This is a genomic window from Mycetocola sp. Y442, from assembly GCF_056898615.1.
This window is the reverse complement of record NZ_JBXHBV010000003.1, coordinates 226,813-250,511: the sequence shown is the minus strand read 5'-3', so window position 1 is coordinate 250,511 and position 23,699 is coordinate 226,813. Positions and strand designations below refer to the sequence as shown.

Below are 23,699 nucleotides of genomic sequence, written 5' to 3'. Positions count from 1 at the left end.
AACGATGGCAAGTCAGGATTGGTTCGACAAGGACTTCTACAAGGTTCTTGGCGTGAAGAAGGATGTCACGCCGGCTGAACTGAAGAAGACCTACCGCAAGCTTGCGCGGAAATACCATCCGGACTCGAACGCGGGCGACCCGAAGGCTGAAGCAAAGTTCAAGGAGCTCAGCGAGGCCTACTCGGTCCTCAACGACCCGGAACAGCGCAAGGAGTACGACGCGGTTCGCGCCATGGGATCCGGTGCACGGTTCACCGCTCCCGGTGGCGGCGGACAGGCCGGCGGTTTTGACGATGTCTTCGGCGGCATGTTCGGTGGGGGTGCTCGTGGCACGAGCACCAGCTACCAGCAGGCGGACTTCGAGGACATCCTCGGTGGCGTCTTCGGCCGGGGCGGTGGCTTCGGCCAGCCCTCCGGTGGCTACCGTGGGTTCGGTGGCCCGACGCCGGGACGTGACGTCACGGCATCCACCACTATCGACTTCCTCACCGCGGTCAAGGGTGACACCATCACCCTGCAGACCGCGGAGGGGCGGACGATCAAGGTCAAGATCCCCGCGGGTGTCGCCGACGGGCAGAAGATCAAGCTGCGCGGAAAGGGCCACCAGTCTCCGGACGGAGGGCCAGCGGGTGACCTCGTGCTGTCGGTCTCCGTGCGCAAGCACCCGGTGTTCGAGCGCGACGGACTCAACCTGCGCGTCAACGTCCCCGTGACGTTCGTCGAAGCGACGCTCGGCGCGACGATCGAGGTGCCGACACTCGGCGGGGAACCCGTGCGGCTGCGAGTCGCACCGGGAACGCCGTCCGGACGTGTGCTCCGGGTCAAGGGCAGGGGCGTCGCTACCTCGAAGGGCACCGGCGACCTGCTCGCGGTTGTCCAGGTAGCCGTGCCGTCGCACCTGAGCGCTGAGGCACGCGAGGCCCTCGAGCGATTCCACGAGGTGGAACCCCGAGAAAACCCTCGCGAAGACCTGATCGCACGCGCGAGGGGATAGAGCGTGGACGAGAATTCGCCGATCTTCGCGATCGCGATAGCGGCCGAGCTGGCCGGACTGCACCCGCAGACGCTGCGGCAGTACGACCGGCTCGGCCTCGTCTCGCCAACCCGAACGGCCGGCAAGTCCCGCCGGTACTCGATGAGGGATGTCGTGCAGTTGCGCGAGGTCGCCAAACTGAGTGCCGAGGGCGTCAGCCTCGAGGGCATCGGCCGCATTCTCGCCCTCGAGAACGAGGTCGCTTCACTGTCATCGCGCGTTCGCGAGCTTGAGCACGCGCTCGCTGATGAGATGCTCAAATCACCCGGCCGGCGGGTCTTCGCCGCCGGTTCGCAGGGCGACGTCGTGCCGCTCAAGAGCGGCACGAGGGCACAGCGCCGGACCGAGCTCGTCGTCTGGAGACCGTTCCAGCGTTAGTCCCTTTCGGCCCGGGAAGTCCCGGTCTATGCTGACCGCATGAGCGAGCAGAAGCCGCCGGCGGGCAGGAAAAGCAAACCACGCGCTGAAGCCAAGACACCGCCACCGACGGGCTCGAACGCCGCCGGTGGCCCACCACCTGGATCGCCCCAGGCGCCACCTCCCGGAAGCCCGCCCCCTCCCGCTCCCGATGCCAATCAGGCGCCGGGTCCGGTCCAGCAGGCGGCGGCTCACCAGGTGCCGGGTCAGCAGATGAGCGGCCCGCAGGTGCCGGGCCAGCAGGCCGGAACCTCGCCCACGATCAACCAGGGTCAGCCCCAGGCCGGTTACCCGCAGCAGCATGCGGGTTACCCGCCGCAGCAGCACGCCGGCTACCCCCAGGCCGGTTACCCCCAGCAGGCCGGCTCCCCCCAGCAGGGTGGTTATCCGCCACAACCGGGTGGTTATCCGCAGCAACAGGGCGGTTATCCGCCCCAGCAGGGTGGTCAACCCTACCCGCCGGGCTACCCGCCGCAGCCGGGGTACCCGCCTCGTCCCGGCGGTCCCCAGCCGCCGAGAAACTATGTTCCCCGCGCTGCCGGTCCGGTCACCCCGCCGCGGCCGCCGCTTGCTCCTCGCCAGCGCCGCGGGGCCATGATCGCCGGTGCCGTCGGGTTTACGCTGATGACTCTCGGCTTCACCATGATCGCCATCCCGCTCGTCATCGCTCTGCTCGGCGCCTTCCTCGGCACGATTATCGGCTGGGCCGCCCGAAACGATCCCGATGACTTCTCTCCCAACGGAGGACCACAGCCCCAGGAGATCGAGAGCTTCATCGGAGAGGCGTGGTCGACCCTGCTTCCGTGGCTCATCGGTGCCCTGATACTCGGCATCATCATCTGGCTCCTCGGCTACTTCTCCAGCCTGTGGATCCTGCGCAGCCACTCGGTCAACAGGCCGGTTGCCGTGACCTGGAGTGGACTCGGAATCGCCGTCGTCGGGAACTTTTTCCTCAGCGCGCTCAGTTCGCCGATCACCGGTCTCTTCAATGTGTGGGACCCGGACTTCAACGATCCTGACGACTTCCGCAACTTCGGAGACCCGGGCCAGATGCAGTGGATGGACAGCGTCAACTTTGCACCGACAGCGCTCGGTCTTGCCCTGCTCTTCCTGCTCATCAGTCTCGTCGTGAATGCGGCTATCGGTCTGCTCAGCTGGTGGTGGATGGCTCACGTCTTCAGGGAACAGGCGCCGGCCGACCACCGGGTGTCCGCCGGTGGTGAGCACGGTGCCGGCGCGAACACTCCAGTCGGCACCACACACGGAGGTACCCCGAACGCCGGAACCACGCACGCCGGACAGGCACCGGGGGCACAGGCACCGGGAGCACAGACACCGGGGGCACACACACCGGGAGCATCGAACCCGGGGACGCCGACCCCGGCTGAACCGGCTCGAGGGCGCACAGATCCGTCCGACGGGGAACCGAAGAACCGCCAGGGCTGACCGCAGACCGAGCTCGCCCGGTCCGGGGATGCCGGACCGGGGCGAACCAGGCGAATCGGGGTGAGCCGGGGAGATACCCTGAACAGGTGACTGACTTCGCCTTCGACCGGCTCCGCCGCTGGCCAGACATCGAAGCCGACAACCTCTTCGCGTTTGACGCCAGCGACAGGCTCATCCTCGAAACAGCGGCTGACGTACTCCGCGCAGCGGGCAGCGGAGAGACCGTTGTCGTCGGCGACCGGTACGGCGCACTCACCCTCGCTGCGGCGCACGACGGGGCCACAGGCATCCGTACACATCAGGATGAGTTGTCCGGCGAACGTGCACTCGACGCCAATGCCAGGGCGCTGTCCATGACGGATGCCGTGAGCCACTTTCCGCTGGACGCCACCCTTTTTCGAGGTGCACGGGTGGTGCTGCTGCAGCTGCCGCGCTCGCTCGACGCGCTCGCCGAGAACGCCGAACTGATCGCGAGGCATGCCGAGCCGGACGTGACGGTGTATGCCGGCGGGCGGGTCAAACACATGACCCGAGCGATGAACGACGTGCTCGCGCGGTCCTTCGGCACCGTGACCGCGTCGCTCGCGCAGCAGAAATCCCGAGTGCTCATTGCCCGTGACCCAGTGAGTGTCAGCGGTGAACCGGCGTGGCCGGCGCGCGAGTTCCACCCCGACCTCGGCTTGTGGGTCGTCGCGCACGGTGCTGCATTCGCCGGTACGAAGATCGACATCGGTACGCGGTTCCTGCTCGAGGTCCTCGACGCGGTGCCCGATGCGTCTGATGCCATCGACCTCGGCTGCGGCACCGGTGTGCTCGCTACAGCCCTCGCTCGCGCCCGGCCCACCATGCGCGTGACCGCGACTGACCAGTCGGCTGCCGCCGTGGCATCCGCCCGTGAGACCGCGCTCGCGAACGGCGTCGCCGATCGGGTCTCGGTTGTGCGCGACGACGGGTTGTCGATGCAGCCGGACGCATCGTCGTCGCTGATCCTGCTCAACCCGCCGTTCCACGTCGGCGCCACCGTGCACGCCGGCATCGCGCACAAGCTCTTCGCGGATGCCGCACGCGTGTTGAGACCGGGCGGCGAACTGTGGGCTGTGTGGAATTCCCACCTTGGTTACCGGTCAGCACTTGAGCGCATGATCGGCCCGACCCGTCAGATCGGACGCAACGCCAAGTTCACGGTGACGGCGTCGACCAGGAGCTGACTCCGGGACGTGCGCTGGCGCTCAGCGGCCCGCGAAGACATGGGTGTCGAGAAGGTAGTCGGCTATCGCCATCGATGACGTTGCGGCGGGCGACGGCGCGTTGCGGAGAATCGTGACAGCGCCCACCTGATCCACGGCGAAGTCGTCGAGGAGGGTCCCGCTGGAATCCCACGCCTGCGCACGCACTCCTGCCGCCGTTTTCGTGGTCAGGTCCTTCATCTCGAGGTCGGGTACGAACCGCCTTGCCTCGGCGAAATAGACCTGTTTGATCAGGGACGCCGCCACCTCTTTCGCCCCCATCCGCCAGTGTTGGCGGGCCAGGGCGCCGGCGCCGGGCCAGGTCAGCGATCCCCAGGTGTCGCGCATCGATACCCGTCCCCAGCTGTACCCCTCGCGGGCGAGCGCCGGTACCGCGTTAGGCCCGACATGGACGTCGTCGTAGACGCCACGGGTGAAGTGGACGCCGAGAAACGGGAACCGCGGATCGGGGACCGGGTAGATCATGCCCCGCACGAGGTGCTGCCTCGCCGGGGCCATGGCCCAGTACTCTCCGCGGAACGGCAGGATCCGGGGCGAGGGAGGTGCGCCCACGAACGCGGCGACGACGTCGGATTGCAAGCCGGCGCAGACAATCAGCCGGTCGAAGTGCAGGTCGGCGGTCGCGGTGATCACGCGAACGCCGCCTGGTTCCCTGCGGATGTCGATCACCTCCGTGCCGAGGAGGATGCGGCCGCCGCCCTGCCGTACGTCATCCGCCATCGCCTCGGTGATCGCCGCATAGTCGACGGCGGCGGTGTGTGGAGAGTGCAACGCGGCGACACCGGCGGCGTGCGGCTCGATCTCGCGGAGCTCGTTGCCGTCGACGCGGCGTAACCCGGGAACGCCGTTGGTGCGAGCGCGGGCCTCGATGCTCGACAGGGCGGCGCGTTCGGCATCCGTCACCGCCACAACCAGCTTGCCGACCTCGCGATACGGGAGGTTCTTCTCGGCACAAAACTCTCGCGTGCGTTCGCGGCCCAGCGCGCACAGCCGCGCCTTGAGGGAACCGGGGGCATAGTAGATACCCGCGTGGACGACGCCGGAGTTGCGTCCGGTCTGATGGACGGCGAGCCTGCGCTCCTTTTCCAGTACGGTTACCTCGCCCTGTCCGCGGCTGGTGAGGGCGCGGGCCACCGCGATGCCGACGATGCCGCCGCCGACGACTCCGATTCGTTCGGTCATGAACTCGAGCGCCTTTCGCGGACATCCAAGGTGAGCTTTTCTCACCTGCCCAGCCTAGGGTGAACGGCGCGGTCCGATCAGTCCCGCGTCCGGGGGCTGTAGCGTGGGCGAATGCCTCGCCGCTTCACGCCCGTCGAAGAACTCATCGACGCTCGCGCACACGCTCTGCTGGATGGCGCGCCGACCGACGGCATCCGTTCGAAGCTGATCGAGTTCCTCGTCTTTGGTGCAAAGCAGGCCTGGGCCTGCGTGTTCGGTGCCGCGCTGCTCGCGGTGCTTCTCGTCGCACGGCTCTGGTACCCGGACGACGCGGCGCTCGCCAGGAACGACGCCCTGACCCTCGCGGCCATCGCGATTCAGATCGTCATGGTCGTCGCGAAACTCGAAACCCTGCGCGAGTTGCGGGTGATCATCCTGTTCCACATCGTCGGAACGGCGATGGAGCTGTTCAAGACCGACGTCGGTTCGTGGAGCTACGAGGCCGAGGGCATCCTGCGGATCGGAAGTGTGCCGCTGTTCAGCGGGTTCATGTATGCCGCGGTGGGCTCGTACCTGGTTCGGGTCTATCGGCTCTTCGACCTGCGCTTCACCCGGTATCCGAAGCGCTGGATCACGGCGATCGTGGCCGGCGCGATCTACGTCAACTTCTTTGCGCACCACTTTGTCCTGGACTTCCGCTGGGTGCTGCTCGCCGCTGTGATCGCGATCTATGCCCGAACGGTGATGCACTTCCGCGTCTTCCGACGCACATTCCGGATGCCGTTACTCCTGGCATTCTCGCTCGTCGCGTTCTTTATCTGGCTGGCCGAGAACATCGCGACCTGGGCAGGGGCGTGGGCCTACCCCGACCAGGTCGATGGCTGGCAGATCGTGTCGATGTCGAAACTCGTGTCGTGGTTCCTGCTGATGATCATCTCGGTGGTGCTTGTCACCTGGGTGTACCCGCCGCGGTCGCCGGACGACGGCGGTGAACCGGAGGAATCAGTGAGGGACCGCGTCACCGACAGCGTGTAGGTGCTTTAGCCGAGCGCGCGGAGTCTGGGTGCGAGGTCGCGCTCGAACAGCTCGAGGAACCGCTCCTGGTCGTGACCGGGAGCGTGGAACACGAGGTGGTTGAGGCCTGCGTCGATGTACGGCTTGATGAGCGACACCGCCTCGTCCGGGTCGTTCGACACGATCCAGCGCTTTGCGACCTGTTCGATCGGCAACGCGTCGGCGGCCGCTTCCATCTCGATCGGGTCGTCGATGGAGTGCTTCTGCTCGGGGGTCAGTGACAGCGGCGCCCAGAAGCGCGTGTTCTCGAGGGCCGCGTCCTTATCGGTGTCGTAGGAGATCTTGATCTCGATCATCCTGTCGATCGCCGCGGCATCCCGACCCGCTTTTGCTGCGCCCTCGGCCACGGCGGGAAGCAGCTTGTCGGTGTAGAGCTCCATGCCCTTGCCCGACGTGCAGATGAAACCATCGCCGGCACGGCCCGCGTAGCGCGCAACCACCGGACCACCGGCCGCCACGTACACGGGGATGCCGCCCTCGGGTACGTCGTAGATCGATGCGCCCTGGGTCCTGTAGTACTCACCGTCGAAGTCGACGCGGTCGCCGACCCAGAGTTGCCGCATCAGGTCGACCGACTCGCGCAGGCGGGCGAAACGCTCCTTGAACTCGGGCCATTCGCCCTGGAAGCCTGTGGCGATCTCGTTGAGTGCCTCACCGGTGCCGACGCCGAGGAAGATGCGGTTGGGGTACAGGCAGCCCATCGTGGCGAACGCCTGAGCGACGACGGCGGGGTTGTACCGGAAAGTCGGTGTCATCACGCTCGTGCCGATGGTGATCCGCTCGGTCCGCTCGCCGACAGCGGTCATCCAGGCGAGGGAGAACGGGGCGTGTCCTCCGTTGTGCCGCCACGGCTGGAAATGGTCACTCACCGTGACGCTGTCGAAGCCGTGCCGCTCCGCTGCGACGCCGAGCTCGACGAGGTCACGAGGACCGAACTGCTCAGCCGATGCCTTCAAACCCAGTTTCAACAACAGTGCCTCCCGTGGCCTCGACGGCACGCGCCGTCTCGTTCGAGACTATCCGGCAATCCGCACGCGGTGTCCACTCGGATCGGTTTGGTACTGCACTTTGCGGCAGGACGCTACAGCCTGAAGGCCGGGCTGTGCTTTGTCGCCCGTCAGTGCAAAGCTGGTCGTGTGCCCAAGTTAGATGAGCTGCGCGACCTCGACGAGCAATTGACGCTCGGCGAGCCCTGGAACGCGGTCGTGTGGGACGACCCGATCAACCTCATGACGTATGTCTCCTGGGTCTTCCGCAGCTACTTCGGCTTCAGCCAGGCACGCGCAGACGAACTCATGCTGCAGGTGCATCACCACGGACGCGCCACTGTCGCAACGGGCACCCGCGAAGAGATGGAGAGGCACGTCGTCGCGATGCACGGGTATGGCCTCCTCGCGAGCCTCACCCGGAGCGAGCGATGAGGGCATTCGGTGTTGCCTCCGGGGGCGAAATCCTCGCGGAGTTCGAGTCCCAGGAGGTGATGATGTTCACCGACCTGGTGCAGCAGATCATCTCGCTTCTCGTTCGCGTGAAGGAGGGTGAAGCCGACATCGATGGCGCCGTACTGTCCCGGTTGTTTCCGGATGCCTACACCGACGACCCCGAGGCATCCGACGAATTCCGGCGGTTCACCATCGACGACCTCATCGACCGGAAGATCGAGAACGCGCAGGGCGTGCTCGAGTCGTTCGACAAGGCCGGTGTGCGCACCACCGTCGATGGCGACGTCACGCTTGTCCGGCTGGACCGTGAGTACTCGATGTACTGGCTCGGCACCCTCACCGACCTGCGTCTCGTGCTTGCCACCAACCTCGGCATCGGCACCGAAGCTCCAGCGGTCGACGGCGCAGACACCGAGTACGTGCAGAGCCTCTACGAGTGGTTCGGCTTCACCCAGGGCTCGTTGATCGAGGCCCTCGAAGAGGTCGAGGGCATCAGCGGCTGACCGCTGTGTTGCCGGCCGATGTTCCGGCGCGGTCGAGCGGATGCCGGTGCGCCGGCCTGCGGGAACGTCCGGCACGTCACCGGTAGCCTGAGAGCACCATGCACATACTGATGTTCAGCGACCAGCACGCCGATTCCCTCGGCGGAGTGCAGGTCTCCATCCGACTGCAGAAACGGTTCCTCGAGCTCGCCGGGCACCGGGTGACCGTGGTTGCCCCGAAGATGCATCGGGAGCACGCGGGCAGCGCCGACTACATCGACACGCCGTCCGTTCCGATCACCCTCGACCGCGAGTACTCGCTGACGGTGCCGAGTCGCCGCGCGGACCGGTTGCTCGATGCGGCGCTGGCCACCCGCCCGCCGGTGGATATCGTGCACGTGCAGGCCGACTACTGGGGTGCGATGCTCGGGTATCGGTTCGCCGCGCGCCACGGCATCCGTTCGGTGCATACCTTCCACAACCACATGGAGTTCGGACTCGAGCAGGTGGTGCCGTTTCCGAAGCTCGTGATCCGCGCGCTGCTCTGGTGGGAGCACCGTGTGCTGAAGCCGCGGCTGTCGGCGCTCCGTCCGAGTGCGTGGAGCTACCTCGATGAGTTCGCCGAGCGGGTCGCTGCGTCGGTGGCGCCAAGCGGTCATTTCGCCCGGTTGCTCGAATCGAACGGGGTCGGCAGCGATATCGACGTGATCTGGACCGGGGCGGACGATGCCCTCGTCGACGAGGTGCTCGCCGCGCCCACCGCCGCCGACCGCGGTCGGCCGCTCTTCGTCTGGATGGGTCGGATGAGCGCCGAGAAACGCATCATGGAGTACCTCGACGCGATTCGGCTCGCGGATGTCGACGCGGAGTTCCGGCTCTACGGCGCCGGGCTGCTGCTCAAGAAAGCGCAGGCGTTCGTGCGTGAGCACGGGCTCGAGAACCGGGTGGTCTTTGCCGGCAAGGTGCCGTACCGCGATGCGCTCGCCGCGATTGCCTCCGCCGATGCGCTCGTCCAGACCTCGATCGGCTTCGAGACCCAGGGCATGACGGTGTTCGAGGCCGCGGCGCTCGGTACCCCGTCGATCGTGAGCGACCCGAATATCGCGGGTGAGCTGCCCGATGGGATCTACTGGCAGCCCACCGACGGCAGTGTGCGTGCGCTCGCGGATGCCATTCGGCACGTGGCAGCGGATGTCGCGTCGAGGGCGCGGCTCGTCGTGGCGCCGCAGGAGAGCGTCGAGTTCCGGCAGAGCCACCAGACCGCGCGCATGATCGCCGTGTACGAGCGGGTGCTCGCCGCTCGCGCCTCCGCCTAGGGCCGAAAACACTCGCTCCGGTCGATATCACTCGTTATGCCGGGTGATTTCGACCGCAGTGGGTGATCTCGCCGGCGCAGTGTGACGGCGTGTTTTCACGAGCGCGGCGGCAGCCGATGAGTCGCGATGAACCTGTCGGTCTGGCGGTAGTCCCGCACTGACCGGATACCGACTGCGGCGAACAGCGCCACCACGAACAGGGCAATAACCCGAATCGCGGGCACGTCCGTGGAGATGGCGACAGACACTTCGATCAGCGCGACGGCGGCGTAAATCGGCGCCGCGCCGACGAGAGCTCGCTGCTTCTGCCGGGCAAGGGCGACGAGAGTCGGCAACCAGCGCGGATCGGGCTGTTCGGAACCACGGATCCATCGGCAGGCTTGCCGCCGATCGTCTCGGGTTAACAGGCTCGAGAGGGACTGATCCCGGGTCAGGTAGAAGCCGGAACGGCGCGCCCAGACATATCCGGCAAGGCCAACCACGACCGAGAGCGCGAGGAAGAGGAACTGGACGAGAAGTCGCTGGCCGTCGAATCCCGATTCTGTGGCGGGGGGCGCCAGCGCCAGGACGACGCCGAGGCTGACGAACAGGGCGACCAGAACGCCGACCCGCGCCAACGCCTGAACGGTGCGCGGCGAGATGTCGTCCCCCGGAACCCCGGCGGCGCGGTACGCCGCGGCGTTCCAGCGGGTCTGTTCCGCGGTGTCGTCATCGAGCATTTCGGTTCCGTTCTGAGCGGCGGGCACTGCGGGCAAGCCTAATGGGCGGGTAACCCGGGGCCGAAAACACTCGCTCCGGTCGAGATCACCCGTTATGCCGGGTGATTTCGACCGGAGTGGGTGATCTCGACCGACGGCACTGTGTGACGCCGTGTTGCGGTGCTTCGTGACCTCACGCTCGACGTGACCGACCATAGAAACATGGCCCGTCACATCCGTTTCAATGCGTTCGACATGAATTGCGTCGCCCACCAGTCACCCGGGCTCTGGTGTCATCCCGATGACCAGTCACAGCGGTACACCGACCTCAGCTACTGGACCGAGCTCGCGAAACTGCTCGAGCGGGGCAAGTTCGATGGTCTGTTCATCGCCGACGTGCTCGGTACATACGACGTGTACGCCGGCAGCAACGAGGCCGCGCTCCGCAACGGGGCGCAGGTCCCGGTGAGTGACCCGCTGCTGCTCGTGTCCGCGATGGCCGCCGTGACCGAGAACCTCGGCTTCGGCATCACCGCCGGCACCGCGTACGAACACCCGTATCCGTTCGCCCGACGGTTGTCGACGCTCGATCACCTCACGAAGGGTCGGGTCGGCTGGAACGTGGTCACCGGCTACCTGCCGAGCGCCGCGCGCAACATGGGCCACGACGACCAGGTCGAACACGACGAGCGCTACAACATTGCCGACGAATACCTCGAGGTGCTCTACAAGCTGTGGGAGGGCTCGTGGGAAGACGACGCCGTCGTGCGCGACAGGGAGACCGGCGTCTTCACCGACCCGACCAAGGTGCACGAGATCGGCCACTCCGGCAAGAACTTCACGGTGCCGGGCATCCACCTCGCCGAGCCATCGCCGCAGCGCACGCCGGTGATCTTCCAGGCCGGTGCGTCCGGTCGTGGTGTGCAGTTTGCCGCCGAGAACGCCGAGGCGATCTTCGTGGGTTCGCCGACGAAGGCGGTACTGAAGGCGACGGTGTCCAAGATCCGGGATGCCCTCGAAGCGGCAGGTCGCGACAGGTACAGCGCGAAGATCTACCAGTTGGTCACGGTGATCACGGATGAGACGCCCGAAAAGGCGCGGGCCAAGCACGAGGACTACCAGCAGTACGCGAGTGTCGAGGGCGCCCTCGTCTTCATGTCGGGGTGGATGGGTGTCGACCTGTCACAGTACGACCTCGACGCTCCGATCGGCGAGGTGAAGAGCAACGCCATCCAGTCGGCGGTCGCGAACTTCCAGGCGGCGTCTGAGGACGGCAGTGAGTGGACCGTGCGCGACATCGCCGCGTGGGCAGGCATCGGCGGACTCGGTACCCGCATCGTGGGGTCGGGCAGCGAGGTTGCCGATCAGCTGCAGTCCTGGGTCGAGGAGACGGACGTCGACGGCTTCAACCTCGCGTACGCGATCACTCCAGGCTCGTTCGAGGACATCGTCGAGTTCGTCATCCCCGAGCTGCAGAAGCGGGACGCCTACCCGAGCGACTACACACCGGGCACGCTCCGGAACAAGCTGCACGGGCGAGGGGACCGGCTGCCCGCCGAGCACCGCGGAGCGTCGTTCAGCTACCGTGAGCGGGTCGCGACGGCCTGACGCTGCCTGCCCTCGCCCGCCGAGGGCATCCGTTTCGGTCGAGAGCATCAGTTGCGCGTGATGTTCTCGACCGGAACTGATGCTTGCGCGGTCGGGCGTGCTCGCCCGTTCGCCGGTGAGCTCGCCCGGCCTCCCGGGGTGCGCGCTGAGCCGGGAATCGGCGAGAGCTACACATCCATGCCCGCGCTACAGAAGCATCTGCAGCGCGGGCATGGAACTGCAGCGCTCGGCGCGAGAGTCGCCTGAATTTCCCCAGCTACTGTCAAGGGCTTGGCTGGGCGGTCGCCCGAGCGTAGGTTCGGGTCATGAGTGACGAACGCAAAATCGAAGACCAGCTGAAGATCACGGATGCCGACGGAGAAGTCAGCCCCGCAGATCGCACGGAAGCCGGAGCAAACACCGGTTCTGATTCCGCCGCCGACCGGGAAGCCAACGTCGGCGTCCTGGGCGACGTCGCCCACCCCTTCGACCAGACCAACGGCATCGTCGATCAATTCGACGAGCACACCGCGCAGCGTGCCGACGCCGTCACAACACCCGGCGGACCGGACGCACGCACGGAGCGGGCAACGGATGCTGTCGCTGGCGACAGCGACGACGCACCCGGCCGCCACGCAACACCGATTCCCAGCGACGACTTCGTCGACCGGGACTCAGGAAGCGGCACCCCCCGCTGAGTGAGTTGCCGACCGCTGCACATCCATGCCCGCGCTGCAGATACTTCTGTAGCGCGGGCATGGATCTGTAGCGCTGGGTGCGGATGCCGCCGCGCGGGCTACCGCCGCAGCGGGCTACCGCCGCAGCGCCTCCCGGTCGAGTGAGAACAGGTCGATCGGGAGGTCGGTGCGTCCACGCGTCGACAGGTCGGCCACGATATCGCCGACGACGGGAACGAACTTGAAGCCGTGCCCACCGAATCCCGTGGCGACGGTGACCTGGGAGTGCTCGGGGTGCAGTCCGATCATGAAATGGTCATCGGGCGAGCTCGGGTAGAGGCACGTGCTCGACGCAAGCACCCTGCCCGTGAGGTGCGGGAACAGCTCGAGCGCTCGCGCCTGCATCTCGGCGACCTCGAACGGCAGGACCTCGCGATTGACGGCATCCGGATCGGTGGGGGTGAGGTCGTTGAAGAAGCCGATCTTGATGCCGCCGAGGGGGCCGTCGACGATCGGGAACCCGTAAACCAGTCGATTGCCGTCGGTGCGCTCGATGAAGACGGGCTGCGTGCCCACGGCGTAGTCGCTGTGTCCGGGATTGCCCGGCGAGACATCGGGGGTGAACCAGTAGACGACCTGGCGCTCCGCCGTGACGGGCGCGCCCACCTCGCCGAGCAATTGCTGCGACCACGCGCCCGGCGCGACAACGAGTCGATCGGCGCCGTACCTGGCCCGCGTCGTCACCACCTCGACTCCACCGCCGGGCGTTGCCGTCCAGGAGAGAACCGTCTCGCCAAAGTGCAGTTCGGCACCGTGCATCGTGGCGACCTGGATGTTGGCTGCCGTCGTGCCCTCGGGGTCGACGAAGCCCGCGTTCTGCTCGAAGAGGCCCATCGCGTGCGGTGCGGGTCGCATCGCCGGGAACCGCGCGGTGATCTCATCACTCGTGAGCACTTCGTGCGGCAGGTCCCAGTGGCGGGCAGCGGAGAGCGCGCCGGTGAAGGTCTGCTCCTCGGGGTCACCGATGTAGATGCCGCCGCTGAGTGTCATGAGCGACCGGCCCGATTGCTCCTCCAGCTCACGCCAGCCCGCATAGGCGCGACGGAGAAGCGGTACGTATTCGATGCCCTCGATGTATGACTGGCGGATGATCCTGGTGCCGCCATGTGCGGACCCACGGTCATGGCTCGGCCAGAACCGCTCGATGCCGAGCACGCTGTGTCCGCGCTGGGCAAGGGCACTCGCCGCTGCACCACCCATTGAACCGAGTCCGATCACGATGACGTCGACTTTGTTCACTGGTGTCCTTCTTCGGGGGGATGTAGCGTGCCCATGATCTGTGCTCCGGGCGCACGGCGCCTCCCAGCATAGAAGGTGGTCACACGAGTGCACACTTGCTAAACTTGAGTCTTCACGACTCAACTCTGAGGGGTAACGACAATGCAGCCTGGACAGCAGCCGCAGGAAGAGCAGAAAAGCGCTCTTGAACAGTACGGGGTCAACCTCACCGACGTTGCGCGTACCGGCAAGCTCGACCCTGTGATCGGCCGTGACGCCGAGATCCGCCGGATCAGCCAGGTGCTCACCCGCCGGACGAAGAACAACCCCGTGCTCATCGGTGAGCCCGGCGTAGGTAAGACCGCGGTGGTCGAGGGTCTCGCCCAGCGCATTGTCCAGGGTGACGTTGCCGATTCGCTGAAGGACAAGCAGCTGGTTTCGCTCGACCTCGCCGCACTCGTCGCCGGTGCGAAATACCGCGGTGAGTTCGAGGAGCGCCTCAAGGCGGTACTGCAGGAGATCAAGGACGCCGAGGGTGGGATCATCACCTTCATCGACGAGCTTCACACGCTCATGGGCGCTGGCGCCGGCGAGGGGAGTGTCGCCGCATCGAACATGCTCAAGCCGATGCTCGCCCGTGGTGAGCTGCGCATGATCGGCGCAACCACGCTCAACGAATACCGCGAGTACATCGAGAAGGATGCCGCCATGGAGCGGCGATTCCAGCAGGTGTACGTGGGCGAACCGAGTGTCGAAGACACCATTGCGATTCTCCGCGGACTCAAGGAGCGGTACGAAGCCCACCACAAGGTGACGATCGCCGATTCGGCCCTCGTCGCAGCGGCATCCCTCTCGAATCGGTACATTCCTGCCCGCCAGCTCCCGGACAAGGCGATCGACCTCATCGACGAGGCCGCCTCCCGGCTGCGGATGGAAATCGACTCGTCGCCCGTCGAGATCGACGAGTTGCGTCGTGCGGTCGACCGGCTGAAGCTCGAGGAGCTCGCCCTCAAGAAGGAGAAGGACGACGCGTCGAAGGAGCGACTCGCGAAGCTGCGCGAAGACCTCACGGAGCGCCAGGCAACACTCGCAGAGCTGCAGGCCCGCTGGGATCGTGAGCGCGCCAACCTCAACCGGGTCGGCGAGCTCAAGGAACGACTCGACGCCGCACGCGTTTCCGCCGAGCGTGCGCAGCGTGAGGGCGACCTCGAAAAGGCGTCGCGCCTGCTCTACGGCGAAATCCCCGTGATGGAGCGCGAACTGCGCGAGGCCGAGCAGGCCGAGAGCGAGGGGCCGCTCATGGTCAACGACCAGGTCACCGCCGATGATATCGCCGCGGTGATCGCCGCGTGGACCGGCATCCCCGTCGGCCGCCTGCTCCAGGGCGAGACCGAAAAACTGCTGCACCTCGAAACCGAGCTCGGCAAGCGGCTCGTCGGCCAGCACCGCGCCGTTCGTGCGGTGTCGGATGCCGTTCGGCGTACGCGAGCGGGCATCTCGGACCCCGACCGGCCCACTGGCTCGTTCATGTTCCTCGGCCCAACCGGCGTCGGCAAGACGGAACTCGCGAAAGCGCTCGCCGAGTTCCTCTTCGACGACGAGAAGGCGATGGTTCGCATCGACATGTCGGAGTACGGCGAGAAGTTCTCCGTCTCCCGGCTCGTCGGTGCCCCTCCCGGCTATGTCGGTTACGAGCAGGGTGGCCAGCTGACCGAGGCCGTTCGTCGCCGCCCGTACTCGGTGGTGCTGCTCGACGAGGTCGAGAAGGCCCACCCCGAGGTCTTCGACGTGCTGCTGCAGGTGCTCGACGACGGTCGACTGACCGACGGCCAGGGCCGAACCGTCGACTTCCGCAACGTGATTCTCATCCTCACGTCGAACCTCGGCTCGCACTTCCTCGTCGACCCGACGCTGTCGTGGACCGAGAAGGAAGAGGCCGTCCAGCAGATGGTACGCCAGGCCTTCAAGCCCGAGTTCATCAACCGGCTCGATGACATCGTCGTGTTCTCGGCCCTGAGCCAGGATGACCTGAGCCAGATCGTCGAGCTCTACATCGATCGACTGCAGCGCCGGTTGAACGAACGTCGCCTCGAGCTTGCGGTGACCCCGGATGCCCGCAGCTGGCTTGCCGAGAGAGGGTACGACCCGATTTACGGGGCACGTCCGCTGCGCCGGCTCATGCAGACCGAAATCGACGACCGCCTCGCGATGGCGCTGCTCAGTGGCGAGGTCCGGGACGGCGACATGGTGCGGGTGGATCTCGATCCCCACGCCGACGCACTGACCGTCGGTTCGGTCTCGGTACCTGTCTAGAGCGCGGGCGGGTGCGCGGGGGCGGGTCTCAGCCGCCGTGCGCCCTCGAGCCGAGCTCTCCGAGCCCGTCCCTGAGGATTCCCGCGAGCAGTAGCGCGTAGCGGCCGTCCGGGTCGAGGTCGGGGTCGAACACGGTGATCGACGCACCAACGGCACCGGGGGCCAGGGCACGGAGCAGCCGTACCAGTTCGTCGGGGTCGAGACCGCCCGGGTCCGGACTGTCGACAGCGGGCATCCACCGTGGATCGAGAACGTCGACGTCGAGTTGAAGCCAATAGCCCGAGCCGCCGGCAACAGCGACCGCCGCCGCCGCAACCTCGCCCATGCCTCTCTCCATCGCGACGCTCGCTGGCACAACGAGACCGAGGCGAGCGGATGCCTCCGCCAGTTCCGCGTCGTCGTCACGGCATCCGATGTGGGCTGCGTTCCCGGGCGCGAAGTACGGGCCGAGGCCATCGATATCGGCAATCGCGGGCCAGTGCAGCCCGACCGCCGCCGCCAGGTCTTCGCCGGCGACGCTCGCGCACTCGTCGCTGTTGCCCGGATGCCGGAAATCGGTGTGTCCGTCGATGTGAATGAGACCAGGCGCCGGTCTGTCGGCGAGAGCGAGCCCGGCACCGAGCAGCACGCTGCAGTCGCCACCGAGGACCAGAGGTGCGTCACCACGCTCGATGAGTGCGCTGATGCGCGTGCTGAGCCGGCGGGCGTGGTCCACGATTGCCTCTTCATTCCGAACCCTGCCACTCGGGCGGGTGCGATCGTCGTCGACGTACCGTCCGGGGAGCACGACGCCGGCATCGAGCGCGCCCGCAGACTGGAATAAACCGTAGAGGCCAGCCTCACGCAATGCCTCCGGCGCCTTTGCTGTGCCGGGGACGCCGCCGGGTTCGGGGGGGGGCCGCAGGCCGAGGTTGGTCGGCGCGGACAGGAGTGCGATCACGGCATCCACTGTGGCAGGAGAGCGCACGCCGCCGCCACATCGGAGCACGGATTCGAGAAGGGTTACCGACTCACGGATGCTCCGCCCGCGGGTTCGGTTTCGGTGTCGCCGCTCGACACGGACGATGGGTCCTCGCGCCGTTCCATCTGTCGCCATGCGCCGCCCGTCAGCGGGCTCAGTGTGACGAGAACGTAGGCGACGGCGATGATCCCGAAGGCGAGCGCGAGCCCGATCGTGTCAGCGGCGATGCCGCCGAGCAATGCGCCAAACGGAACGCCGGCCCAGGCGCCGGCGTTAATCAGGCCGAACACCCGACCGCGCATGTGTTCGGGAACCCGTTCGAGCTCGACGGCGCCGAGGATGGGGTTGATTGACCCCGCGGCCAGTCCGGAGAGCGCGGTCACGGCGACGAGCACGGGCAGTGGCGCTCCGAACGCGAAAGCGGCGCTCGACGGGCCGCCAGCCAGGGCGAAGCACACGGCAAAGGTCACCCGTCGCGGAACCCGGTGGGCGACGAGTCCGAACGCGACGTTGCCGACGAGGGCGCACCCGCCCATCACGGCGACGAGCAGGCCAAGCGCCGCGGCCCCGCCGAGGTGATCGTTGGCGTACAGCGGCATCAGAGAAGCGCTGCGCGCAGCGTCGAACAGGTTGGTGACCACGACGAGTCCGACTATCAGTCGCATCAGCTTGTCGTGGACGACGAATCGGAAACCTTCAGCCAGGTCACTCCAATAGGAGGGGCCCTGCCTGCCTGCGGCGCTGCCGTCGCCCTGTCGAGAGGCCGGGTGCGCGATCGGCACGACGGGCACGAAGAGCCAGGTCAGCAGCGCTGACACCGCGAACGTCGCTGCGTTCACGAAGAGGGCGGGGATCGGGCCGACGAGAGCGACGAGAAGTCCGGCGATCGACGCGCCGATGAGCCTGGCGAAACGCTCGGAACCGTCGAGAAGTCCGACGCTCTGCTCAATACGCACCACGGCGCGCACCGTCAGCGCCGGCAGCATCACCCGGCGCGCGGTCTGTCCCGGTGTGTCGAGTAGCCCCGCAACGAAGACGAGCGCGAGCAGCGCCCAGAACGGGAGGCCGACCGTCAGGGCCAGGACCGGGATGGCCAGGACGGCGATGCCGCTCACCACATCCGCAACGATTGCTGCCCGCCGATAACCGACCCGGTCGATGACGACTCCGCCGAGCGGGCCGCCGATCACGATCGGCACTGTCGCGAAGAAGGCGGCGATGCCCACCTCGAGGCCGGAGCCGCCGATCGCGAGGACGTAGAACGGGATGGCGAATGCGGTCACAACGTTGCCCGTTTGTGAGATCGAGTGGGCGGCGAGGAGCGCGGTGAGTGAGCCGATGGCGCGGCGATCGCGTCCCGGGGTCTCGACGGAGGTCACGGGTGTCTGCCTAGGGGCGCCGGTAGGCCTGGTAGACGAGCACGACGGGCTCGGCGCCGTCGTCTGCAGCCGGGTCGTGTGAGGCGCTCGCCTCGAGCCACCGCTCGGTCAGTTCCTCCAGCTCGGCCCGCATCCTCGTGAGCTCGTCGGCGGTGAGGCGCAGCGTTCGGTCGCTGCTCGCGCCGGCCGCCACCCATTCCCTGGGCAGCGTCGGCATGGCGTCGACGTACTCGGCGTATCGGGACGCGTATGCCTGCCCGATCGTCTTCTGCAGCACCGACGACGCCATGAGCTTCTCCGGGTCATCGAGCAGTTCGGATGGCTCCCAGCTGGTGAGGGCGGAGGTCGCCTGCCACCAGCGCTCGCGGCGATCGGTGCTCCCCGCTTCCGCAGGCTCGATTAGGTCGATCGAGGCGAGCTTGCCGAGGTGGTAGCTCACGGTGCCGGGTGCCTCGTCGACGATGTCGCCGAGCTGGGCGGCGGTTTGCGGGCCACGTTCGCGGAGCAGGCCGAGCAGCCGGAGACGGGTTGGATGCGCGAGTACGCGCATCGACGTCGCTGAAACCAGGGTGCTGCGGGAAGCCTCGATCGGGGTCATGGAAGCAGCGTATAAGCACAACAAGTATTGCGCAATAGTTCTTGTGCTTTTTATCCCGGTGTCGGGCTGGGTGGTTCGAGGCGGCACAATTCCTCTCGTTCGTCCCTTGTGCCCGACCCACTGGGCAGGTCTAGGCTCAGAGTCTTTTATTGGGACGGCGAGGGGAGCACGGTCATGCAGCACGAACACCACTACGAGCCGCCGGACCACGACCCGGCGCCCGATCTCGAGAACCCGCGGGAGCGTCTCGGCGACGAGATGATGGCGGTGCAGGACTTCTCCGGCGAACAGGAGGGGTACCACAAGACACTCAAGCCTCGTCAGTTGCAGATGATTGCCATCGGTGGCGCCATCGGAACCGGTCTGTTCCTCGGGGCAGGCGGCCGACTGGCATCCGCTGGCCCCTCTCTCGTCTTCGTGTACGCGATCTGCGGTTTCTTTGCGTTCCTGATCCTGCGTGCCCTCGGTGAACTCGTTCTGCACCGACCGTCGTCCGGCTCGTTCGTGTCGTACGCGCGGGAGTTCCTCGGTGAGAAGGCGGCATTCGTCGCCGGGTGGATGTACTTCCTCAACTGGGCCATGACCGCCATCGTCGATGTCACCGCAGTGGCTATTTACGTCAAGTTCTGGTCGGCGTTCACCGACGTGCCGCAGTGGATCCTCGCGTTGATCGCCCTCACCGTGGTGCTGTCCCTCAACCTGGTTTCGGTCAAGGTCTTCGGCGAAATGGAGTTCTGGTTTGCCATCATCAAGGTGGTGGCGCTCGTCGCCTTCCTGCTGATCGGCGCAGCCTTCCTGGCCTTCCGCTTGCCGACGGATGTCGGAACGCCCGGGCTGTCTCTGCTCGCTGACAATGGCGGGTTCCTGCCGAACGGGCTCCTGCCCGCCGTGCTCGTTGTGCAGGGGGTCGTGTTCGCCTACGCCGCCATTGAGCTCGTCGGCACAGCGGCGGGGGAGACCGCTGATCCCAAACGGATCATGCCCAAGGCGGTGAACACGGTCATCATCCGGATTGCCGTCTTCTACGTCGGCAGTGTCCTGCTGCTCTCGCTGTTGCTTCCGTACACCGAATACAGCAAGGATGAGAGCCCCTTCGTCACGTTCTTCTCGAGCATCGGCAGCCCGGCCGTTGCGGCGACCGCTGGCAACATCATGAACTTCGTCGTGCTGACGGCCGCGCTCTCCAGCCTCAACGCCGGGCTGTACTCCACCGGCCGGATCCTCCGCTCGATGTCGGTCAACGGCGCAGCTCCGCGGTTCACCGGATTGATGAACAAGAGCGGGGTGCCGTATGGAGGCATCCTTCTGACCGGTGTGATCACCCTCCTCGGCGTCGGTCTCAACGCCGTTGTGCCTGACGACGCCTTCGAGATCGTCCTCAATATTTCCGCGCTGGGCATCGTCACCGGCTGGGGAATGATCATCCTGTGTCAGATGCAGCTTCAGCGCTGGGCGAAGCAAGGCAAGATGGAGCGTCCGTCCTTCCGGCTCTTCGGCGCACCGTTCACCGCCTGGCTCACCCTGGCGTTCCTCGTCACGGTGCTCGTGCTCATGGCGCTTGACTACCCGGTGGGCACGTTCACCATCGGATCGCTCGTCATCGTCATCCCCTTGCTCATCCTCGGCTGGTTCGCCGCGCGTCGCGGGATTCTTGAGATAGCGCAGGAGCGCCAGGGATTCACTGGTTCATTCCCCGTGATCCCCGAACGCCCCGGGATCGATAACCGCACCCGCAAGGACGACTGAACACCGGCATCCCCTCCGCCAGGGGATGCCGCTGTCCGGCGCGGCTCTCGCTTACGCGCTGGCGAGGATGAGTTCGTCGAGCGGGCGGCGGCTGCGGGGAGCGATCTCGCGCTCGCGCAGGACCTCGCTCGTCAGTGATTCGGGAGTCCCGAGCACTCCGAGTGCGGTGACGGAGATCGGTTCAAGCCCAGGCGCGATGTCGAACGCGGCACGCAGTCCATCGACCTCGATGCCGCCCATCTGGTGTACGTGGAGACCGTCGTGATGCGCCTGCACCGAGAGGAGAGCAACCGCCTGGCCGAGGTCGTACTGCGCCCAGCGGAGCGGGGTCCCGTCGTCGGTCGTCATCGTCGCGATGTTGACGATGAGTACGGCGGCGGATGAGGCCCACTCGCGGTTGAAGCCCATCAGGTTTTCGACGATCGTGGCGTGTTCGGTCGTGCCGCGGCGGGCAACGATGAAACGCCAGGGCTGCGTGTTTGAAGCGGATGCCGACCAGCGGGCAGCCTCGAGGGCGGCCGTGATCTTCTCGGTGGGAACCTCGATCATGGGGTCGAAGGAGCGGGGGCTCCAGCGGCCGGCGAGGACTTCGTGGATGGGAGCGCTGGTGATGGCGGCGCGGTCGGATGCTGCGATGGTCATGGGACCCTTCTCTGGTTGAAACGGAAGTCGCCATTGACCTATTCACATGAAAGGAACGGGCAGCGTGGGAAATTCCACCCGACCGTCCTCTCTCACTGTACTGACGGCATCCGTTCGATGACGGATTGTGATGGGTGCCGTCAGAAGGTTGACAACACCGATCTAGCTCCCTAGGTTAACTAGTGAACTATAGAACCTAAGGTCGTGACGATGTTCACTGGGGAAGCCCCGATCTACCAGCAGCTCGCTGATCGCGTTGCCGAAGACATCCTGGCCGGAACGTATCCGGAGGAATCCAGCGTGCCTTCAACCAACGAGTACGCGGTTTTCTACCAGATCAGTCCCATCACGGCCGCCAAGGGAGTGAACCTGCTCGTCGAGCAGGGAGTGCTCTACAAGAAGCGGGGCGTCGGAATGTTTGTGTCGACGGGGGCGCAGGAGAAACTGCGAGCCAGGCGGCGCTCAGAATTCGCGGAACGGCACATCGGTCCGCTCGTGCGCGAAGCCCGTCTGCTTCACATCGACAGAACAGAACTCGACGACTTGATCAACCAGGAGGACAGCAAATGACGAACGCCATCGAAATCGACTCCGTCAACCGACATTTTGGTCGTGTGCACGCGCTCGACAACGTGAGCTTCGCCGTTCCGGAGCACTCGATCGTCGGGCTTCTCGGCCGCAACGGGGCGGGCAAGACGACAGTGATGTCGATCATGGCCGGACAGGATCGACCAACGTCCGGTCGCGTCCAGGTTGCCGGTCACGACCCGTTCGAGCACGCCGAGACGCTGGCTCAGATCAGTTATGTTCGAGACAACCAGCGCTATCCCGACGACTACCGGCTGCACCATGTGCTGCGCATCGCCCCGGACTTCGCGCCGAACTGGAGCGCGGAAGTCGCCGCCGAACTCGTCGATGGGTTCCGCATTCCGGCAAAGACGCCGATCAAGAAGCTCTCCCGCGGTCAGCTCTCATCGGTGGCGATTGTGCTCGGCCTGGCATCGCGTGCCCCCGTCACCCTCCTCGATGAGCCGTACCTCGGCCTCGACGTCACCGCGCGGGCGTTCTTCCACCGCATCCTGTTGCGGGACTACACGGAGCACCCACGCACTGTCGTCTTCTCCACCCACCTGATCGACGAAAGTGCGTCGCTCTTCGATCGGGTCGTGATCATGGACGCGGGGCGCGTGGTCCTCAACGCCGACAGCGACGAAGCGAGCGAATCAGCGTGGGTGATGAGCGGAACGACCGTCGCGGTCAGCCAGCTCACGACCGCGGCGAATGTCCTGTCGACGAGCGTCGTCGGCGGGCTGATGTCAGCAACCGGCTCCGGCGTTCTCGACAGCGGCACCCGCGCGCTTGCCGAAGACCTGCGGGTCCAGATCAGCCGAGCATCCCTCCAGCAACTCGTCGCCGCTTACGGAGCGGACGACGCAGCATCCGACACCATTGACGAGGTACGACGAGCATGAGCACACTGATACCGACCACGAAGCTGCACCTCAACAAGCGGGAGGTCACCTTCGTCGTTCCGCTCTACATCACGGCGGTGGTCGCCGTGATTTCCGTCCTGATCTCGTTCCTCTTCTGGCGTTCCGGCAGCATCCCTGGCACTCCGGACTGGATCTCGGGCTCACAGTCCAACCCAGGAATTCTCTACGCGCTCGCGGGCTTCCTCGTCTACCTGGGCGTGCAGTCCGTCGCGACGACGTTTCCCTTCGCGCTGACGCTCGGCGCCACCCGTCGCGGATTCGCCGGGGGGACAGTGCTCTGGGCTGTCCTGGTTTCTGCCTACCTCGCGGTGGTGTTCGCCGTGCTGACGACGATCGAGATCGCGACGGGCCACTGGTTCTCCGACTTCTACGTCTTCGATATTTACGTGCTTGGTGCGGGTGACCTCGGTCGGCTCCTGCCGATCGTCTTCCTCGGTGCGCTGACGATGCTCACGATCGGCGGGGTCTTCGGTGCGGCCTGGTTGCGGTTCGCCGCTCGCGGCCCCCAGCTGATCGGTGTCGGCATCGGTCTCGTACTTGTCCTCGCGCTGATCGTGCTCATCCCGTCGGCCGCAGACATTCTGGCCGCGTTTGAACTGTGGTGGCTCGCCGTTGCGGCCGTGATCGTGATCGCGTTGAGTTCGATTGGCACGTGGCGGCTGCTGCGCACCGCGATCGTGCGCTAGTAGAAGAACACGATAAAGCGGGT

Annotated in this window: 23 protein-coding genes; 15 read left to right on the top strand and 8 right to left on the bottom strand. The window is 66.2% G+C overall.

The annotated features are described in order from the left end of the window. Positions 1–4 precede the first annotated feature (4 nt). The 4 genes from AC1X6S_RS12730 to AC1X6S_RS12715 all read left to right on the top strand — a co-directional run bounded on the left by AC1X6S_RS12730 (position 5) and on the right by AC1X6S_RS12715 (position 4,104). Positions 5–994, top strand: coding sequence for a DnaJ C-terminal domain-containing protein (locus AC1X6S_RS12730; protein ID WP_483406125.1), 990 nt, complete (start codon positions 5–7; stop codon positions 992–994). A gap of 3 nt (positions 995–997) precedes the next feature. Next, positions 998–1,411 (top strand): heat shock protein transcriptional repressor HspR, encoded by a 414-nt coding sequence (locus AC1X6S_RS12725; protein ID WP_483406124.1) that lies wholly within the window; start codon positions 998–1,000, stop codon positions 1,409–1,411. A gap of 39 nt (positions 1,412–1,450) precedes the next feature. After that, on the top strand, positions 1,451–2,896 hold the full coding sequence (locus tag AC1X6S_RS12720) for a DUF2062 domain-containing protein (RefSeq protein ID WP_483406123.1): 1,446 nt from the start codon (positions 1,451–1,453) through the stop codon (positions 2,894–2,896). Between the two features lie 86 nt (positions 2,897–2,982). Further along, on the top strand, positions 2,983–4,104 hold the full coding sequence (locus AC1X6S_RS12715; protein ID WP_483406122.1) for a class I SAM-dependent methyltransferase: 1,122 nt from the start codon (positions 2,983–2,985) through the stop codon (positions 4,102–4,104). 21 nt (positions 4,105–4,125) lie between these two features. Here the strand turns inward: AC1X6S_RS12715 and lhgO are convergent, their stop codons facing one another. After that, positions 4,126–5,325 carry an L-2-hydroxyglutarate oxidase gene (lhgO, locus tag AC1X6S_RS12710; protein WP_483406121.1) on the bottom strand — a complete coding sequence of 400 codons (1,200 nt, stop codon included), beginning with the start codon at positions 5,323–5,325 and terminating at the stop codon, positions 4,126–4,128. Positions 5,326–5,436: 111 nt separating this feature from the next. Between lhgO and AC1X6S_RS12705 the strand changes: the two genes are divergently transcribed. After that, entirely contained in the window at positions 5,437–6,339 is a 903-nt protein-coding gene (locus AC1X6S_RS12705) for a DUF817 domain-containing protein (protein ID WP_483406120.1), read from the top strand. Positions 6,340–6,344: 5 nt separating this feature from the next. Here the strand turns inward: AC1X6S_RS12705 and fgd are convergent, their stop codons facing one another. After that, entirely contained in the window at positions 6,345–7,349 is a 1,005-nt protein-coding gene (fgd, locus tag AC1X6S_RS12700) for a glucose-6-phosphate dehydrogenase (coenzyme-F420) (protein WP_483406119.1), read from the bottom strand. Positions 7,350–7,514: 165 nt separating this feature from the next. Between fgd and clpS the strand changes: the two genes are divergently transcribed. The 3 genes from clpS (at position 7,515) to AC1X6S_RS12685 (ending at position 9,618) form a co-directional block, all read left to right on the top strand. Next, positions 7,515–7,799, top strand: coding sequence for an ATP-dependent Clp protease adapter ClpS (clpS, locus tag AC1X6S_RS12695; RefSeq protein ID WP_483406118.1), 285 nt, complete (start codon positions 7,515–7,517; stop codon positions 7,797–7,799). Next, the gene (locus AC1X6S_RS12690; RefSeq protein WP_483406117.1) at positions 7,796–8,323 is read left to right on the top strand and encodes a DUF2017 family protein; all 528 of its coding nucleotides are present in this window, start codon (positions 7,796–7,798) and stop codon (positions 8,321–8,323) included. Before clpS ends, AC1X6S_RS12690 begins: the two co-directional genes overlap by 4 nt. A 98-nt stretch (positions 8,324–8,421) precedes the next feature. Beyond that, positions 8,422–9,618 (top strand): glycosyltransferase, encoded by a 1,197-nt coding sequence (locus AC1X6S_RS12685; RefSeq protein WP_483406116.1) that lies wholly within the window; start codon positions 8,422–8,424, stop codon positions 9,616–9,618. Between the two features lie 95 nt (positions 9,619–9,713). On the opposite strand, the gene AC1X6S_RS12680 is transcribed toward AC1X6S_RS12685, so the two are convergent. Then, the gene (locus tag AC1X6S_RS12680; RefSeq protein ID WP_483406115.1) at positions 9,714–10,364 is read right to left on the bottom strand and encodes a hypothetical protein; all 651 of its coding nucleotides are present in this window, start codon (positions 10,362–10,364) and stop codon (positions 9,714–9,716) included. Between the two features lie 174 nt (positions 10,365–10,538). Between AC1X6S_RS12680 and AC1X6S_RS12675 the strand changes: the two genes are divergently transcribed. Together AC1X6S_RS12675 and AC1X6S_RS12670 are read left to right on the top strand one after the other, a co-directional pair. Continuing rightward, on the top strand, positions 10,539–11,924 hold the full coding sequence (locus tag AC1X6S_RS12675) for an LLM class flavin-dependent oxidoreductase (RefSeq protein WP_483406114.1): 1,386 nt from the start codon (positions 10,539–10,541) through the stop codon (positions 11,922–11,924). Between the two features lie 305 nt (positions 11,925–12,229). Beyond that, positions 12,230–12,601, top strand: a complete 372-nt coding sequence (locus AC1X6S_RS12670; protein ID WP_483406113.1) for a hypothetical protein — start codon at positions 12,230–12,232, stop codon at positions 12,599–12,601. Between the two features lie 114 nt (positions 12,602–12,715). Here the strand turns inward: AC1X6S_RS12670 and solA are convergent, their stop codons facing one another. Further along, positions 12,716–13,879, bottom strand: coding sequence for an N-methyl-L-tryptophan oxidase (gene solA / locus AC1X6S_RS12665; protein ID WP_483406112.1), 1,164 nt, complete (start codon positions 13,877–13,879; stop codon positions 12,716–12,718). Positions 13,880–14,020: 141 nt separating this feature from the next. On the opposite strand from solA, the gene AC1X6S_RS12660 reads away from it, so the two are divergent. Further along, positions 14,021–16,171 carry an ATP-dependent Clp protease ATP-binding subunit gene (locus AC1X6S_RS12660; RefSeq protein ID WP_483406111.1) on the top strand — a complete coding sequence of 717 codons (2,151 nt, stop codon included), beginning with the start codon at positions 14,021–14,023 and terminating at the stop codon, positions 16,169–16,171. Positions 16,172–16,199: 28 nt separating this feature from the next. Here AC1X6S_RS12660 and AC1X6S_RS12655 read toward each other — a convergent pair whose 3' ends face one another. The 3 genes from AC1X6S_RS12655 to AC1X6S_RS12645 all read right to left on the bottom strand — a co-directional run bounded on the left by AC1X6S_RS12655 (position 16,200) and on the right by AC1X6S_RS12645 (position 19,109). After that, positions 16,200–17,111 (bottom strand): arginase family protein, encoded by a 912-nt coding sequence (locus tag AC1X6S_RS12655; protein WP_483406110.1) that lies wholly within the window; start codon positions 17,109–17,111, stop codon positions 16,200–16,202. 62 nt (positions 17,112–17,173) lie between these two features. Continuing rightward, on the bottom strand, positions 17,174–18,511 hold the full coding sequence (locus AC1X6S_RS12650; protein WP_483406109.1) for an MFS transporter: 1,338 nt from the start codon (positions 18,509–18,511) through the stop codon (positions 17,174–17,176). A gap of 10 nt (positions 18,512–18,521) precedes the next feature. After that, the gene (locus AC1X6S_RS12645) at positions 18,522–19,109 is read right to left on the bottom strand and encodes a winged helix-turn-helix domain-containing protein (RefSeq protein ID WP_483406108.1); all 588 of its coding nucleotides are present in this window, start codon (positions 19,107–19,109) and stop codon (positions 18,522–18,524) included. A gap of 258 nt (positions 19,110–19,367) precedes the next feature. Between AC1X6S_RS12645 and AC1X6S_RS12640 the strand changes: the two genes are divergently transcribed. Further along, positions 19,368–20,855, top strand: a complete 1,488-nt coding sequence (locus tag AC1X6S_RS12640; RefSeq protein ID WP_483406709.1) for an amino acid permease — start codon at positions 19,368–19,370, stop codon at positions 20,853–20,855. 51 nt (positions 20,856–20,906) lie between these two features. Here AC1X6S_RS12640 and AC1X6S_RS12635 read toward each other — a convergent pair whose 3' ends face one another. Further along, a complete protein-coding gene (locus AC1X6S_RS12635; protein WP_483406107.1) occupies positions 20,907–21,497 on the bottom strand; it encodes a nitroreductase family protein in 591 nt (196 codons plus the stop codon). A gap of 210 nt (positions 21,498–21,707) precedes the next feature. Between AC1X6S_RS12635 and AC1X6S_RS12630 the strand changes: the two genes are divergently transcribed. Genes AC1X6S_RS12630 through AC1X6S_RS12620 form a run of 3 tightly spaced genes read left to right on the top strand, consistent with a single transcriptional unit; the run spans position 21,708 to position 23,676 of the window. Next, positions 21,708–22,067 (top strand): GntR family transcriptional regulator, encoded by a 360-nt coding sequence (locus AC1X6S_RS12630; RefSeq protein ID WP_483406708.1) that lies wholly within the window; start codon positions 21,708–21,710, stop codon positions 22,065–22,067. Further along, positions 22,064–22,969, top strand: a complete 906-nt coding sequence (locus tag AC1X6S_RS12625; protein ID WP_483406106.1) for an ABC transporter ATP-binding protein — start codon at positions 22,064–22,066, stop codon at positions 22,967–22,969. Before AC1X6S_RS12630 ends, AC1X6S_RS12625 begins: the two co-directional genes overlap by 4 nt. Continuing rightward, positions 22,966–23,676: a hypothetical protein gene (locus AC1X6S_RS12620; protein ID WP_483406105.1), complete on the top strand. Its 711-nt coding sequence runs from the start codon at positions 22,966–22,968 to the stop codon at positions 23,674–23,676. Before AC1X6S_RS12625 ends, AC1X6S_RS12620 begins: the two co-directional genes overlap by 4 nt. Positions 23,677–23,699 lie beyond the last annotated feature (23 nt).